Annotated in this window: 14 protein-coding genes; 5 read left to right on the top strand and 9 right to left on the bottom strand. The window is 59.9% G+C overall.

Annotated elements, in window-relative coordinates:
• Positions 1-2: 2 nt before the first annotated feature.
• The 6 genes from ccoN to QMG56_RS09965 form a co-directional block, all read right to left on the bottom strand.
• Positions 3-1658, bottom strand: coding sequence for a cytochrome-c oxidase, cbb3-type subunit I (gene ccoN / locus QMG56_RS09990; protein ID WP_281822413.1), 1656 nt, complete (start codon positions 1656-1658; stop codon positions 3-5).
• A gap of 127 nt (positions 1659-1785) precedes the next feature.
• The gene (locus QMG56_RS09985) at positions 1786-2475 is read right to left on the bottom strand and encodes a Crp/Fnr family transcriptional regulator (protein ID WP_230186409.1); all 690 of its coding nucleotides are present in this window, start codon (positions 2473-2475) and stop codon (positions 1786-1788) included.
• 130 nt (positions 2476-2605) lie between these two features.
• The gene (locus QMG56_RS09980; RefSeq protein ID WP_281822412.1) at positions 2606-3220 is read right to left on the bottom strand and encodes a response regulator transcription factor; all 615 of its coding nucleotides are present in this window, start codon (positions 3218-3220) and stop codon (positions 2606-2608) included.
• Between the two features lie 4 nt (positions 3221-3224).
• A complete protein-coding gene (locus tag QMG56_RS09975) occupies positions 3225-4367 on the bottom strand; it encodes a sensor histidine kinase (RefSeq protein ID WP_281822411.1) in 1143 nt (380 codons plus the stop codon).
• 21 nt (positions 4368-4388) lie between these two features.
• On the bottom strand, positions 4389-5204 hold the full coding sequence (locus QMG56_RS09970) for a universal stress protein (RefSeq protein ID WP_281822410.1): 816 nt from the start codon (positions 5202-5204) through the stop codon (positions 4389-4391).
• 80 nt (positions 5205-5284) lie between these two features.
• The gene (locus QMG56_RS09965; protein ID WP_375713675.1) at positions 5285-5914 is read right to left on the bottom strand and encodes an OmpW family protein; all 630 of its coding nucleotides are present in this window, start codon (positions 5912-5914) and stop codon (positions 5285-5287) included.
• 175 nt (positions 5915-6089) lie between these two features.
• Here QMG56_RS09965 and hemN point away from each other — a divergent pair, with 175 nt between their 5' ends.
• The 4 genes from hemN (at position 6090) to QMG56_RS09945 (ending at position 9181) form a co-directional block, all read left to right on the top strand.
• Complete coding sequence (hemN, locus tag QMG56_RS09960; protein WP_281822409.1) at positions 6090-7412, top strand: oxygen-independent coproporphyrinogen III oxidase; 1323 nt, start codon at positions 6090-6092, stop codon at positions 7410-7412.
• Positions 7402-7626, top strand: a complete 225-nt coding sequence (locus tag QMG56_RS09955; protein WP_281822408.1) for a hypothetical protein — start codon at positions 7402-7404, stop codon at positions 7624-7626. The genes hemN and QMG56_RS09955 overlap by 11 nt, the downstream gene beginning before the upstream one ends.
• Before the next feature lie 219 nt (positions 7627-7845).
• Positions 7846-8961, top strand: coding sequence for an alanine dehydrogenase (ald, locus tag QMG56_RS09950; protein WP_281822406.1), 1116 nt, complete (start codon positions 7846-7848; stop codon positions 8959-8961).
• Position 8962: 1 nt separating this feature from the next.
• Positions 8963-9181, top strand: coding sequence for a DUF5818 domain-containing protein (locus QMG56_RS09945; RefSeq protein WP_230186404.1), 219 nt, complete (start codon positions 8963-8965; stop codon positions 9179-9181).
• Here QMG56_RS09945 and QMG56_RS23435 read toward each other — a convergent pair.
• Positions 9124-9543: a PilZ domain-containing protein gene (locus QMG56_RS23435; RefSeq protein WP_354956654.1), complete on the bottom strand. Its 420-nt coding sequence runs from the start codon at positions 9541-9543 to the stop codon at positions 9124-9126. The two genes, QMG56_RS09945 and QMG56_RS23435, sit on opposite strands and share 58 nt — an antisense overlap.
• A 124-nt stretch (positions 9544-9667) precedes the next feature.
• Here QMG56_RS23435 and QMG56_RS09940 point away from each other — a divergent pair, with 124 nt between their 5' ends.
• Entirely contained in the window at positions 9668-13180 is a 3513-nt protein-coding gene (locus tag QMG56_RS09940) for a PAS domain-containing sensor histidine kinase (RefSeq protein WP_281822404.1), read from the top strand.
• On the opposite strand, the gene QMG56_RS09935 is transcribed toward QMG56_RS09940, so the two are convergent.
• Positions 13177-14232, bottom strand: a complete 1056-nt coding sequence (locus QMG56_RS09935; protein ID WP_281822403.1) for a DNA topoisomerase IB — start codon at positions 14230-14232, stop codon at positions 13177-13179. The two genes, QMG56_RS09940 and QMG56_RS09935, sit on opposite strands and share 4 nt — an antisense overlap.
• 92 nt (positions 14233-14324) lie before the next feature.
• The gene (locus QMG56_RS09930) at positions 14325-16592 is read right to left on the bottom strand and encodes a transferrin receptor-like dimerization domain-containing protein (protein WP_281822402.1); all 2268 of its coding nucleotides are present in this window, start codon (positions 16590-16592) and stop codon (positions 14325-14327) included.
• Positions 16593-16651: the final 59 nt, after the last annotated feature.

Genomic DNA, 16651 nt, shown 5'->3' with positions numbered 1-16651 from the left:
CCTTATGCGGGGGTGGCGCTGAAGGGACGATCAGCCGCAGCGTCGTAGGCTGCATCGCGCATCGGCTTTTCGGTGCGCAGGCTGCCCGCAATCGTCAGGCCGATATTGACCGCCATGATGATGGCACCGGACAGATAGAGCAGCCCACCTGCGGCCCGGATTACATACATCGGGAACATGGCGCTCACGACTTCGGCGAAGGAGTAGACGAGATAACCGTCCGCTCCATATTCCCGCCACATCAGCCCTTGCATGATGCCCGCGACCCACATGGCCGACGCATAGAGGACGATACCGATGGTCGCGCACCAGAAGTGCCAGTTGACCATCCGCAGCGAATAGAGCCGCTCACGCCCCCACAGACGCGGTGTCATGTAATAGAGGCAGGCGAAGGTGATCATGCCGTTCCAGCCCAGCGCGCCGGAGTGGACATGGCCCACCGTCCAGTTCGTGTAGTGCGACAGGCTGTTGACCGATTTGATCGACATCATCGGCCCTTCGAACGTGCTCATGCCGTAGAAAGCGAGCGCCATGACCATCATGCGGATGATAGGATCGGTACGGATCTTGTCCCATGCGCCGTTCAGCGTCATCAGGCCGTTGATCATGCCGCCCCAGCTTGGCATCCACAGCATGATCGAAAAGACCATGCCCAGCGTCTGTGCCCAGTCGGGCAGCGCGGTGTAGTGAAGATGGTGCGGACCGGCCCAGATATAGAGGAAGATCAGCGACCAGAAGTGAATGATCGACAGGCGATAGCTGTACACAGGCCGTTCGGCTTGCTTCGGCACGAAATAATACATCATCGCCAGGAAGCCTGCAGTCAGGAAAAACCCGACTGCGTTATGACCATACCACCACTGCGTCAGCGCATCCTGCACGCCTGCAAAAGCGCTGTAGCTTTTCGATCCCAACAGGCTGACCGGCATGGACAGGTTGTTGACGATGTGGAGCATCGCAATGGTGATGATGAAGGCGAGGTAGAACCAGTTGGCGACATAGATATGCGGCTCCTTGCGCCGCATGATCGTGCCGCCGAAGACCAGCAGGTAGCAGACCCAGACGATCGTCAGCCACAGGTCGACATACCATTCCGGCTCGGCATATTCCTTGCCCTCGGTAATGCCCATCATGTAGCCGGTAGCCGCCAGCACGATGAACATCTGGTATCCCCAGAACACGAAACGCGCCATCGCCGGGAAGGCCAGCCGGGCGCGGCAGGTGCGCTGCACGACGTAGAAGCTGGTTGCGATCAGCGCATTGCCGCCAAATGCGAATATGACGGCCGACGTGTGCAACGGCCGCAACCGACCGAAACTGGTATATTCGATCCCAAGGTTGAGCGCGGGAAACGCAAGCTGAAGTGCAATGAACAGCCCGACTAGAAAGCCGGCAAGTCCCCAGAAGACCGTGGCGATAACGCCCCAGCGTATCGGATCGTCGTCATAATGGCCAAGATCGACCGGCATCTTCAAGGCGCCGCGCGCAATGGCGCCATAATCGCCGCCCCGCATCGTCAGCACTGAAAGTAGCAGCGCTACTCCGCCGACAATGCTCATGTGGACGGCATATCCCTGATCCACGGCAAAGGCCGCCGCGAGCAATGCGGCGATGCCCAGCGCGAACCAGCCGCCGGCCTTACTGAGTAGTTGTTCCATCTGGTCCCCCGCACAAAGCGATCGATTTACCCGCCCGCCCTGCACGGCGCGGTCCGTCTATACATTGACCCTAGTCAATTGCGTGGAAGCCAGTCTGTACGGGAAAGCCCCTACGCCACGACCTGGTTCAAGCGGCGTGTGCCATGTCTTCCAGTTGGTCCGGATTGAGGATGGCTACGCCGCGACGCCCGATCAGATCGATCACGCCAGCGCGCTTCATCGCGGTGAGCTGACGGCATACCGTCTCGATCGTGAGGCCCAATATGTCGGCTATCTGCTGGCGGGATAGAGGCAGATCAAACCGGGTGAGCGGTGCGTCTCCTTCGGCAGCAAGACGTCCTGCGACGTCCCGAATGAATGTTGCGACCTTTTCACGGGCGCTCGCACGCCCCAGCAGAAGCATCCAGCCTCGGGCACGGTCCAGTTCGTCCAGCGTCCGCCGCAGCAACCGATGCTCAAGATCCGGATGCGAGCGCGCGAACATGTCAAATGCGCCACGCGGAAAGACGCATAGCCGGGCGTCCGACAAGGCAGTGACGCTATGGGGGCTGGTCTTGCCAAACGGGCGGCCAATGAAATCGGACGGATACACCACACCGACGATCTGCTCACGCCCATCCTGGACCGAGGTCGACAATTTGAGCGCCCCCGAGACCACATTGGCCACAACCATCGAGTCGGCACCTTCCCACATCAACGTCTGCCCTGTGGGCACCGCCATCTGCCGACCCAGTCGCGCGAATTCTTCGCGTTCCCGATCACTGAGAATGGAGCACATTGCCTGCGTACGAACCACGCAGCTGTTGCAGGCACTCATGCGGCATGCCCGTTCGGGAATGCTGACTGCCGGAATTTCGATGTCCGTTGCGTTAGATCAATGATGTTGCTCATATCCGGCAACATACAAAGGATGGGGCAGTGCCCAATCCGTAATTGTCCGTATCCGGTTAGCTGACCCCTGCCTGAAAAGCGATGCGCAAGACCTCTGACAAGCTTCGCACATTCAGCTTCAGCATCAGGTTGGATCGATGGATTTCGACCGTACGCGGACTTATGCCCAGGTCATAGGCAATAGTCTTGTTAGGCAGGCCCGCAACAAGTCCCCTGAGCACGTCGCGCTCACGATCCGTCAATATGTTGAGCCGTGACAAGGCATGTTCGCGCTGAGTGATAACCGTCAGGCTGGTCTGCGCCTGCGCCTTTGCGCGATCCAGACTGGCGATCAGTGTCGCCTTGTCGAAGGGCTTTTCGATAAAGTCTATTGCACCTGCGCGCATTGCCGTGACGGCCATGTCGATATCGCCATGACCTGTCATGATGATGACCGGCAGCATGATGCCTTCTTCGTGCAGTCTGCGCTGGACGGCCAGTCCGTCGATGTCCGGCATACGCACATCCAGCAGTACGCATCCGGTATCGAGCGATGCCGCTACCTTGAGAAACTCCAGGCCGCCGCTGAACGTCTGGACGGAATAACCGCTGGTCTTGAGCAGAAAAGAGACCGACCGGCGGATCCCTTCGTCATCGTCAACGATAAAGATAGGCAGAGTATCGCTGGTCATGGGTTCACTCCGCCGGATCGATGGTGAAATGGAAGTTGGAGCCGCCCCAGCGCGATGGCGTGGCCCATATGCGCCCACCATGCGCTTCGACGATGGTCTGGCAAATCGACAGGCCGACCCCCAATCCTGCTGGTTTGGTACTGTGGAACGGTGTAAAAATCTGTCGCTCCACTTCCGGCGACAATCCCGTTCCACTGTCCGACACGCTCACTTCGACGCGCCCGGTCGCGTCGAGACCAGCCGTGATTCGCAGAAGGCGGACTGTTTTGCCCGCCATGGCTTCGACGGCATTGCGGACCAGATTGATCACGACCTGTTGAATCTGAACACGGTTGATAAGTACCATATCGACGCCGGCATCGGTTGCGATATCCATGTCGATGCCCCGGCTATCGACACCGATAAAGGCCAGTGCCGTCCCTTCCGCCAGGACCGCACGCAATGGTTCGGGCTGACGATGGGAGTCGCCACGCTTGATGAATTCGCGCAGCGATCGGATGATATCCCCGGCGCGCAAAGCCTGCGCCGCCGACTCGTCCAGCGCCTCGGCCAGCAGTGCGCGGTCCGGTTCTGGCTCGGCCAGCAGATCGCGTGCTGCTTCCATATAGTTCGCAATGGCTGTCAGCGGCTGGTTAAGCTCATGCGCCAGCGCCGATGCCAACGTCCCCATCGCTGTCACACGCGCCGTATGCGCCAGCTCGGCCTGCAAGTCCTGCAATCGCCGCTCGGTCTGCTGCCGCTCGGTCAGATCGCGGATGAACCCGGTAAAGAACCGATCGCTGCCATCATGGAGTTCCCCGACCTGCAGCTCTATCGGAAAGGTCGATCCGTCGCGCCGCAGCGCGGTCGTAAGCCGACCAATTCCGATGATCTTTCGCACGCCAGTCTGAAGATAGTTGGTCATATAACTGTCGTGCCGTTCCCGATCGGGGGACGGCATCAGCATCATGATATTCTCGCCAAGCACATCGGCTTCCGAATAGTCGAACATCCGTTGCGCTGCCGCACTGAAGGAAACGATATGCGCACGCGCATCTATGACGATCAGTGCATCGGGAATTGTCGACAAAATGGAGCTTAGCAGCGCCTGTTCCAAGGTCGCTGTATCATCCAGTTTCGTATTTGCTGGCAGTTGGTCGATCGGCATTTGTCCGACTATGACCCGGTTTCAATGGGCGAGCAACAGTGGCACCGGGCTTTCCGCCAGAAGATAGCGCGTAACGCCGCCGAAGATGGTTTCGCGCAGGCGGCTGTGGCCGAACGCGCCCATCACCATCCAGTCCGCTTTCAATTCCCCAATCGCGTGGATCAGCGCTTCCTCGACCGTTCGGTCCTTGCGCGGCCACTCATGCAGTTCGGAATATATACCGTGCCGGGAAAGATAAATGCTGGCGTCTGTTGGCGGGAAAACAGGCTTGTCCCGTTCCTCGATCATGACGACGTGAACCTCGCTCGTTCGCTTGAGCAAGGGCGTGGCTCGCAAAAGTGCAACGGCCGCTTCATGGGATCCGTCCCAAGCCACCAGGGCTCGGCCGGCTATGTCGATGGTGCTTACAGCAGGCGGCAAGGCAAGAACGCTGCTGCGGCAATGCGTTACCAGATCGCCCACGATAGGGAGCGGTGCACCGGGATAGTATCGGTCGCCACGCGGGAGCGTTACGACGACGACATCGGCCAAGCGTGATGCGCGCAGCAAGCAAGTTGCGGCATCCCCTTCGCCATGCTGCCAATCCCAGTTGACGTCCTCATGGTGCAGCTGTGCTTCCAGTGTCTGCTGGCTGGCCACTTCCGCTTCACGCATCTGCGCCATATCGACTGTAAGCGCATAGGCGCCGCCCAATGGGTCAAGCGTCACCATTTCGTTATACGGCGTAATCTGCAGGCAAGTGAGATGGCCTCCGCTTGCCCGCGTGAGATCCAGTGCGGCTTGTAGTCGTGCCTTCTGACCGGAGTCGTCATGGATATGCACGAGAATCGATTTCATGAACTTAACTCCGGCGGGATATTTACGGAGACGCTACTGGCCGGAGCCATTTATTGCCCATCCGTAAATATCCCTAGTCACTAGAGTCGCATGCCGATGCCCACTCCGACGACGATCGGATCGAGGTTGATCTTCACCCGCTGCACCCCGGCTGCGGTCGTGTTAAGCCGCGCGTTGGTGTCGATGCCGATATATTTGATGTCGAAGTTCAGGAACATCTTCTCGCTGAGGTCGATGTCGACACCGGCTTGCGCGGCCAGCCCGAAACTGCTGCTCATATGCACTTTGGTGGGACCGACAGCGGCGACCAAAGCCGCCGACGGCTTTTCGGAATAGAAGAGAGTGTAGTTCACACCGGCGCCAATATAGGGCCGAACATGACCGTCCACGATGGGGTGATACTGCATAGTCAGTGTCGGGGGCAGCACCCAGGTGGAGGCCAGCTTGCCGAGCGATCCCGTCGTTCCGCTTATACCGCTGGCCGAATGCTTCGTGGTCGCGGCGATCAGTTCAAAGCCGATATGATCGGTCGCCATATAGGTGACATCGACTTCGGGCATCACGCTGTTGTTCACCTTGACTTGTTCGCCGGGGAAGGCTGGCAGGATGGCGCTGCTTTTCTCATTGGGTGCGACCATGATCGCCCGGGCCCGCAACAGAACGTCGCCCTGCTTCGCCCATGCCTGCGGTGCAACCATGCAGGCCACCATGGCCAGTGCTGCGGCGGCAGTGAACCGGGGGTTTGTCATCATCAGTCTCCATTCCATGCTCGAAAAGTCTCCCGCATCTCCTGAGCCGGGCAGCCGCAACCCGCATTGACGGTGCGCAACAAAAACTTTGACCGGGATCAATGCGGTATCGACGCCGACGGCGCAGACATGCCGCATGTGGACATACTACCCTGAGCTGCTCGAACGCGCGGTACCGCGCTATACGAGCTATCCTACTGCGGTGGATTTCAGCTCTGCGGTGGGCATGGTGGAAATGGCAAGTGCGCTCGCGAAGGTGCAGCCGGAGGAAGATATCTCGCTATATCTTCACGTCCCCTATTGCCATGAGATATGCTGGTATTGCGGTTGCAACACAGGCGCCGCAGGCAAGGCCCATCGACTGGCTGCTTATGTCGAGGCATTGGAAAGCGAAATCGCCTTGGTTGCCCAGCATCTGGGCGGACGGGGAAAGATCCGGCGAATCGCATGGGGCGGCGGCAGCCCCAACGCATTGCCACCCGTCGATTTCGTGCGACTACTGGATCAGATCGCACGCTGTTTCGGCGAAACCGACGCTGAAATCGCCGTAGAAGTCGATCCGCGTAGCTTGGACCAGCGGTGGATCGACACGCTGAAAGCGACCGGCGTCACGCGCGTCAGCATGGGCGTACAGACCTTTGCGCCCCATGTTCAGGCAAAGATCGGCCGCATCCAGCCATTCGAGCGCATATCGGACAGCATGGCCGCGCTTCGCCGTGCGGGCATGGCCACTGTGAGCTTCGACCTGATGTATGGCCTGCCGGGGCAAAGTGCTGACGATCTGGCCGAGACGTTGGCGCTGGCCATGCAACTGGGGCCAGACCGGATTGCGCTGTTTGGCTATGCGCACGTGCCAAGGCTGCTCCCGCGTCAGCGCAGGATCGACGATAGCAATCTGCCTGACGCCGCCGCACGGTTCGCGATGGCCGCTTTGGGCCATGAACAGCTTACCCATGGCGGATATCGCGCAGTGGGTTTCGATCACTTTGCAAAGCCGCACGATGCCCTTGCCATGGCAGCCGCCGAAAAACGCCTCGGTCGCAATTTTCAGGGCTTCACCGACGACGCCTCATCCGTGCTGATCGGTCTGGGCGCATCGGCGATCAGCCAGTTTCCCGGCCTGATCGTTCAGAATGAGAAGAATGTCGGGCGATATCGCATGCGTCTTTCGGCTGGTCAGCTTCCTGCGGAGCGCGGCGTTCATGCCAACATGCAGGATAGTCTGCAGCGACAGATCATCTTCGATCTGCTGTGTCATGGCGAAGCACGTTTGCTCGCGGCGCGTCTCACTCCACACGAAACGGCGTTGCTGGACGATTTTGCACGCCGAGACCTTCTGACCTACGATGCCGATCGTATACTATTGGCGGCGGACGCAACGCCGTATCGAAGAACGATCGCTGCGATTTTCGACGGCCGCCTGGAGCCCAGCCAAGCGCGATTCAGCAATGCCATATAGGCGCTTCGCTCTAAGCCTGTCGGTTGCCGCCTTGACCGGACTGGCGTTTCCGAGCGCCGTCTTCGCGCGTTCCGACATCATGTTCGTCGCCATGTGCGGCGGCGGCTTCGCACCTGTGCCTCAGCCACGCAACAAGGGGCCGCATAACGACCCGTGCGCCATGGCGTGCCATGCAATCGGCACCCGGAAAAAGACGAGTCGGCTGAACCAGTAGAGCCGCGCTCAAAAAAATCGCATAGTTAGCGGTGCAGGAAAGCAAATAGCGGCCATGGCACTGACGGTCCGGCCCTTCTGAAGGGTGCGACCACACATCATGCGGTCATTTCCGGACGCTTTTTGTCAGCCGATTCGGGGTTTTCAGAACGGCGGAATTATATTATCGAAACAGGTAATATAATTACGGCGCGTTTGACAGCGCCTGAAGGAGTGAGCGATGATCGTCGGCACCGTCAAGGAAATCAAAAATCATGAATATCGCGTCGGCCTGACGCCTGAGAGCGTGCATGAATTGACTGCGCATGGCCATAGCGTGCTGGTCGAAGCCAATGCAGGCAATGGCATCGGGGCCAATGATGCCGCCTATATAAAGGCCGGTGCGGAAATCATTGCAACGGCTGCCGAAGTGTTCGCGCGCGCCGAGATGATCGTGAAGGTGAAGGAACCCCAGCCGGTGGAGCGCGCCATGCTGCGTCCGGGCCAGATTCTTTATACATATCTGCACCTCGCCCCCGATCCCGAGCAGACCCGCGATCTGGTTAAAAGTGGTGCGGTGTGCATCGCCTATGAAACTGTGACCGACGCGAGCGGTGGGCTTCCCCTGCTCAAGCCGATGAGTCAGGTCGCCGGTCGCATGGCGATTCAGGCCGGAGCAACCGCGCTGGAAAAGGCGCATGGTGGGCGTGGCGTATTGCTGGGCGGTGTGCCGGGCGTACTGCCTGCGAAGGTCGCGGTGATCGGCGGCGGCGTGGTGGGCTTTAATGCCGCACAGATGGCCGCAGGCCTGGGTGCGGATGTGACGATACTCGACCGTAGCCCGGAAGTGCTTGAAAAGCTCGGTATGTATTTCGAAGCACGTGCCAAGACGCGCTTTTCCAACCGTGCCAATCTGGCGGAATGTGTCGCGGACGCCGATCTGGTCGTCGGTGCGGTACTGATCCCCGGGGCCGCTGCGCCCAAGCTCGTGACAGCCGAAATGCTCAAGACCATGAAGCCGGGCGCAGTGCTGGTCGACGTCGCGATCGATCAAGGTGGTTGCTTCGAGACGAGCCATGCGACGACTCACGCCGATCCGACCTATATCGTCGATGGCATCGTGCATTATTGTGTCGCCAATATGCCCGGCGCAGTGGCCCGCACCAGCACCTATGCGCTCAACAACGTGACACTGCCTCATGCGCTCCGCATTGCCGATCTGGGATGGAAGGCAGCGTTGAAACGCGACCCGCATCTTCTTGCCGGGCTGAACGTGTGGGATGGCAAGGTGACGTACGAAGCCGTCGCGCAGGATCTCGGCCTGCCTTACACCCCGGCGGAAGAAGCCGTCGCCTGAGATGCCGGAGGACGCTCTGTCGTCACGCGACGTGCCGATCGATGAGACGGGGCGGCTGATCCGCGATGCAGGCGGTTTCCTGCTCGATCGCGACGTGGGTGGCACGTGGCGATTGCTGCTACACCGAGTGCCCGTGGATCTCGTCGAGAAACGTGTAAGAGTTCAAGGGGTTCTGATCGGCGGAGATGTGGTCGAAGCAGAGGGCGTAGCAGCGGCCTGATCGATATGGTGCACCCTCTTGCGGCGGGCACCGTCTTCTATGACGCCCTGTACGCTCTCCAGACTTAGCGGCGACAAAAAACGTAGTCCAAAACGGCGGCCATTGATCCAGATGACACGGGCCGCCCACCTCGTGGAATACCAACAGATGTCGACTATGGAGTCAAACTGAGGCTGCGTTTCGCTGAAGCACAAAGCACCCCCTGTCCCGATGTCAAGAAGATGCGCGCGAACCTCACCATGCGGCATCGTCAATATCAAGGGTACGAAGATTTTCGACCGCCGTATTTTGCGGCGATCTTCAAGGCGGCTGGGCGCAGACAGTTTGCGCGGCGCAAGCGGCTGTTCCGCTGACAAGGTCATCCCATTCCTCCGTTCCGCTCCGCACAATACAGGCAACTCGTTTCATCTTCGTTATCACTATTGCGACAACGGCGTGAAAGGTATGAAATCGCGCTAGACTTTAGCCGCTGCCAATGCTTGGGTCATGATCGAAGAACCCATGACATCGGTCGCAGCATCTCTCCCCCCTCCCTTGCGCTTCCTCGATGGCGGCGGCGATGCCACGACGCTTATTCTTGCGCGAGACTGGTCGACCCATCCGCTCGGTTTGCCACAGACCTGGCCTGAGGCACTCAAGCTTGCCTTGAGTATCGTTCTCCACGCCCCGGAGGCGACGATCCTGATATGGGGCCGCGACGATCCGGCGCTTTTCTTCAACGCGGCATGTTGTCCGCTGTTAGCTACCCCAGCTTCAGGCGCAATGGGTGCCAGCGTCGATGACGTTTGGGGCGTCGCGATGGAACAAATCCGTCCTATCATCGATGACATTTTCGCTGAGCGGGGGACGCAGGGCATTCATCTGCCCGGACAATCTGAAAGGGACAGCAAGACCAGTGGAGCGATAACGCCTCTGCGTGATCCCGATGGTGTCATCACCGGTTTCATAAATGTCCTGCGCGATGACACCAGCCAACGGATTGCCGAGGACACTCTACGCGACATGCAGGCGCAATTGCGGCGGGCACAGGAAGCAGGCGGCATTGGGGTTTTCTCGGTCGATTCTCACGGGATCATCGAAGGGTCGCCGACATTCTATCGGCTCTACGGCTTTGCCGAAGGCGCAACCCGGGACGCGACAGCTTTTGAGCGGCTTATCATTGCTGAAGACTCTTCTTTGGTTTCCACCCGTGCGAAGCGGATCGCGGGCGATGTAACGACCGATGTAGAATATCGCATCCGACGCGCGGATACCGGCGAGATCCGATGGATCGCGCGAAAGGGTGAGACGGAACATGACCCGGACGGTCGCTTCGTGCGCTTTGTCGGCGTGGCGCGCGATATCACCGATCAGGTCTTAACACAGCGGGCCCTCGCGACGGAACGCGAGCAATTGGCGCAGATGTTCGAACAGTCGCCGACGTTCATGGCGATGCTTCGCGGTCCTTCTCATGTTCTGGAGCGCGTCAATCCCGGCTTCACGCGGTTGATCGGCGAACGGCAGGTTCTGGGAAAGTCCATAAGCGACGCATTGCCCGATCTGGTCGAACAGGGTTTCCTGACATTGCTGGACAGGGTTTATCGGACTGGCGAACCCCGCGTGGGCGAAAATACGCGCTACGTTACGCAGAGTTCCTCCGATCAACCGGCGTGTGAGCATTTCGTCAATTTCGTTTTTCAGCCCATCCGGGATGCCGACGGCACGATCGCGGGCATCTTTATTCAAGGCGCAGATGTAACAGAGCAAGTCATCGCCCGCGATGCCGTCGCAGCGAGCGAGTTACAATTCCACACCTTCGCGCAGACGATGCCAAACCATGTCTGGACTGCGCAGGCCGACGGTGTGCTAGACTGGTTCAACGACCGAACGCTGGCCTATCTCGGCCCAGATATGGCTTCAGGTCAGGAGCATAGCTGGCTCGACATGCTGCACCCCGACGACCGCCCCGCTGCTACAAAACGTTGGATGACGTCAGTAGCGACGGGCGAAATCTATGAGACCGAATTTCGGATCCGTCGCTTCGATGGCGGGTATCGTTGGCATATTGTCCGTGCGTTGCCGATACGCAGTCCAGATGGCAGAATTCTTCGCTGGATCGGTACCAACACCGATATTCAGGACCAGAAAGCCGCCGAGGCAGAGACTGCGCGTGATCGCGATCGCCTTTGGACATTGTCCCAGGATTTGATGCTTATCTGCAATCGCGAAGGGGTGATTACTGCCGTCAATCCGACTGGAAAGCGGCTATTGGGTTGGGCCGAAACCGAAATGATCGGGCAATCGCTTTCGGCTTTTCTGCACCCTGAAGACATCCCGACCACTACCGCAAATGTAGCCAGACTGGCTGAAGGCACCGCTACACTCTATTTCGAAAATCGCTACCGGACCAAAGATGGCAATTATCGGTTGCTCGATTGGAACGCCGTCTCGGACTCGGGCTATATTCATGCTGTCGGCCGCGATGTTACCGACGAGCGCGCCCTTGCGCGAGATCGTGAACGCATCTGGACGCTTTCGCCAGTTCTGAAAGTCGTCGCTACGACGGGAGGGGAGATTCAGACCGTCAATCCGTCCTGGACGAAAGTATTGGGCTGGACGCCGCAACAGACCGTCGGCCGCAACGTCATGGATTTCGTTGCCGAAGACGATCGGGAAACCGGCGCTGCGGGTATGGCCCAATTGGCGGGCGGCATTCCGGTCATTGAATTTGAAAATGTCTTTTTGACCGCCAGCGGCGAGCGGCGGACCATTTCGTGGACGACGGTTCCCGAAAACGACACGCTTTATGGATTTGGCCGCGACATCACCGCAGAGCGGGAAGCCGCGGCAACGCTGGTGGCGACTGAGGAAGCCTTGCGCCAATCGCAAAAGATGGAAGCCGTGGGACAACTGACGGGCGGCATCGCGCACGACTTCAACAACCTGTTGCAGGGCATCACCGGAAGCCTGGAAATTATCCAGCGGCGCATGGCGCAGGGACGCACGACCGATCTTGATCGGTTCATCACCGGTGCGACGACAGCCGCCAATCGGGCAGCCGCACTGACGCATCGGCTGCTGGCTTTCTCTCGCCGACAACCCCTCGATCCGCAACCGGTCCGCGCCAATCCCCTCATGGCATCGATGGATGATCTGCTGCGCCGCACCATGGGCGAGCGCATTACGCTCCATATGAACCTTGCGGACGATCTCTGGCTCACCCTGTGCGATCCCAACCAGCTTGAAAATGTGATCCTGAACCTCGCCATCAATGCGCGCGATGCAATGCCGGACGGCGGGACATTGACCATCGAAACGCATAATGCCCGCTTCGAAGAGACGGATGTGGCTATGCATCGCGAACTTAAGGGCGGCGAATATATCGCGATCGATGTTACCGACACGGGATCGGGAATGGATCCGGACACGATTGCCCGAGCTTTCGAACCTTTCTTCACCACCAAGCCTCAGGGACAGGGAACCGGGCTAGGCCTGTCGATGATCTACGGCTTTGCGCGCCAGTCGGAAGGCTATGCGCAGATTTCGAGCGAACGAGGCAAGGGCACCACCTTCACACTGTATCTTCCCCGCCATCATGGCGCGGCAAGGACGGAAGATGCCACATCGCAAATTGCCGAAGACCTCCGCGCCGATGAAGGCGAAGTGGTGCTGGTGGTAGAGGATGAGCCGGTCGTCCGCGGCCTTATCGTCGAAACGCTGGACGACTTGGGCTATCGCGTCATGGAAGCCGCTGACGGCCTGGAAGGCATCGCGGTGCTTCAATCCGATAGCAGAATCGACCTGTTGATCACTGACATCGGCCTGCCCGGTATGGACGGCAGGCAAGTGGCCGACGCTGCGCGCACAGCGCGTCCCGGCCTCAAGATACTCTTCATGACCGGCTATGCCGAGACGGCCGCCTTGGCATCGGGCTTTCTGGGACCCGGTATGGCGATGGTCACGAAGCCGTTCACGATTGAAGCTCTCTCCACGCGAGTCCGTGCGATCATCGAAGGCTAGGCTGCTTGGGCCTTGGCCTGTTCGCGCGCGTTGCGGCGAAGAAAAGCCAGGACCGCCCGCTCCCCTGCATCCAGATCGTCGTGAGCCTCGGTGTTCGATGACGAAACGGAAAGCCGCAGCGTGCCTTCGGTATAGTGGTCCATGACTGCCGGGTGGATATAGCAGGCACGGCACACACTGCGCGTATTGCCAAGGCGCGACGCGACGCGGTCGATTGCCGCCACCAACTGCCGTTTAGTCGCGGCATTGCTCGTAGATGGGGGGCAGGCAGCGAGTTCCAGCGCAGCGATCACCGTGCCATGCCATGTCCGGAAATCCTTGGCCGTAATGTCTGCGCCGCTAATCTCCTTCAGATAAGCATTGACGTCGGCGGACGTCACTTCGCACGCTTCGCCATCTTCATCGAGATATTGGAACAGATGCTGGCCCGGCAGTTCCTGGATCGATTTCATCAGACGGGCGACGCGGTGGTCGCGGATCGTGATGTCCCACGGCTTCCCGCTCTTGCCCTTGAACCGGAATCGCAAGCGGGATGGTTCGACGGCGACATGGCGATTGCGCAACGTCGTCAGACCGAAGCTTCCGTTGTCGCGCGCATAATCGGCATTGCCCACACGGATCATGGAAATATCGAGCAGGTGGATGACCGTCGCCAAAACCTTCTCACGCGGAAGACCGCGCTTCGCCATATGGCTGCGGACAGTCGCACGTACTTCGGGCAGCGCCTTTGCAAAGGCGATAAGCCGCTTGTACTTGTCCTGATCCCGTTCTGCCCGGAATGCCGCATGATAGCGATATTGCTTGCGACCCCGCGCATCGCGCCCCGTCGCCTGAAGATGACCGTCGGGGTCCGGGCATATCCACACATCCCCATAGGCCGGGGGAATGGCCAGCGCGCGGATGCGGGCCAGCGTCGCCTTGTCCTTGATCGGCGATCCATCCGGACCACGATAGGAAAAGCCAGTGCCGGATCGGCGGCGCGTAATGCCCGGGATGTCGTCACTAACGAAATTGAGTGCCGATTGTGCGTCGGACGATGCGGGCGTTGTCACGCTTTGAAATGCCTTCTTTGCAATGAAGGCGATACGCTTGCATGGCGGACAATGTTCCGCCGGGGAGGATGTTGCCCTGGCGGAACATGAACTTACGTCGTGGGGAGCAACGCCCGCGCCGCATCGAGCCGCGCCGCATAGGCTGTCAGCGCCTCTCCGGTCAGTTTGGCGTAGAGATTGGCGTCATCGAACCTGCGCTCTTCAATGGCTTCGCGCACGCCGGGCAACGTCTTGGCACCATATCCCGTGAAGCGCCCCGGAGCGTAGATCAGGTTCTTGTACCACGGCCGCATCGGCAACCCGCGCTCCGACAGGAGCAACTGGTCGATATTCTGCAGCATGGCATTGAGTTTCGTGCGGGCCGCTGGCGTCAGTTTCGCACCTTGCGCAGCATAGGCTGCATCGAACGCTGCCGCGCTTTTCTTGAGCGCATCCACGCCATTGGCGAGCGGCGCGAGTTCAATGAAAGGCGTTGTCGGATCGGCGCGCGGCGGGGTTACCGGCTTGCGCGGATCGGACGACAGCTTGAACGCGCCTGCAGTAAGCAGCTTGGCGCGGGTATCGTCCTCTGCCTTGCGGTCGTCGGCCAGCTTGCGCACCTCGTCGAGATAGCGCGCCACGGTCGTTGCTAGGTCGCCAAAGCGCTGCGGCGGCGTGTCGGCATCGGCAATGCGCAGCACCATGCGCCCGATGGTTTTCGACAGTGTCGCGCCATAGGCAAGGCCGGGATCGTCGAAGCGCGTGAAGTGATCGTAGCTGTCGTAGATCGAATGATAGACGCCGCCCGATTCCTCCTCTCCGCCATAGCCGATGTTCAGCGCGGGAACCCCCAGATGCTGCAGGAAGGTCGAGAAGTCCGAACCCGACCCCAGCGCCCCGATGGGTAGATCGTCGCCTGCTTCAGCGGCTTTCAAAGCGACGGCATCGGTCCTGCCGATCTTGTCATAGGCATCGGTGCGGATCTTCGCGCGCAGGCGTTCGCCGACGCTGGCGCCAGTTTGCGGATCGGTAACATCGGCGGCCACCTGATTGACCATATGCTGCCAGTCATGGCTGCCTTCCGCACCCAGCACGCCACGGCCATTGCCGTCGGTGTTGATGTAGATGATCGCCTTTTGCTGCAATTCCTTGCCATGTGCTTCGGCCCATTCGGTCGAGCCAAGCAACATCGGTTCTTCCGCGTCCCAGCTTGCATAGACGATGGTGCGCTTGGGTCGCCAGCCGGACTTGACCAGCGCGCCCAGCGCCTTGGCTTCGGACAGCATCGCGACATTGCCGCTGAGCGGATCGGACGCGCCGAATACCCAGGCATCGTGATGATTGCCGCGCACCACCCACTGATCGGGAAGCTCGCTGCCCTTCAACTTCGCGATGACGTTGTACACAGTCTTCAACGACCAATCGGACTTGACCGCGAGATGCAGCTTCACCGCGTCGCTGCCGCCCAGATGATAGGTGATCGGCAGACCGCCCCGGAAGCTGTCCGGTGCAATCGGGCCATCCATCGCCGCCAGCAGCTTGCGCGCATCGCCATAGGACATGGGCAGCACGGGTATCTTCAGGATCGTTGCTGCCTGGTCCCGCGTCAGCCGCTTGGCATTCTTGGTCGCGCCGATGCCGGGGGTCAGCGGATCGCCGGGATAGGTGGTCATGTCCGCCACCGATCCGCGTTGCACCCCAAAGTCAGGCCGCGCGCCGCCCTTGGGATAGACGTCCCCTTCGCCATAGCCATCGTCAGCGGGGTCGGAATAAATGATGCAGCCGACCGCGCCATGTTCCTGCGCCAGCTTGGGCTTCAAACCGCGCCAGCCGCCGCCATAGCGCGCCACCGCAATCTTGCCCTTCACGCTGACGCCGCGCCTTTCCAGCGCATCATAATCGGCGGGCAGGCCATAATTCACATACACGATCCCGGCGGTGACATCACCGTCGCCCTGAAAAGCGACATAGGGGGGCAGCGCTGTTGCAGTGTTGCCGGATGTCGCATCTTCGGGGATCGCCGGTTCCTGACCACCCAGCACGATCTTTTCGGGCGTCACCATCTCGACAGTTGTGCTGATCGGTGTGGGATAGAGCACGTCGAACGTCTCGATCTCCGCATCCCATCCCCATTCGCGGAACTTGGCCAAGATCGCTTCGGCATTGGCGCGATCATGCGGCGCGCCGACATGGTTGGGGGCAGAGGCCATGTCCTTCATCCAGGCCATCTGGTCCGCCGAACTGATCGACGCATCCAACGCCGCCTCATGCGCCGGATTGAGCGCCCCTCCAGCCTGCGCCGCGCCGCTCGCCAGCGCGAGGCTGGCGGCGGCGAACATCAGCATGGTCCGGACGGAAATACGGCTTGGCGATCGATGCATGATGGTCCCCTGTTCAGATTCGATTATGAAACGAAGGATCGGCCCACAATCCGCCCCCC

Source organism: Sphingobium sp. BS19 (genome assembly GCF_027925545.1).
In the GTDB taxonomy this organism is placed as follows: domain Bacteria; phylum Pseudomonadota; class Alphaproteobacteria; order Sphingomonadales; family Sphingomonadaceae; genus Sphingobium.
Note: the sequence above shows the minus strand (reverse complement) of the source record. Positions and strands in the feature narration are given on the sequence as shown.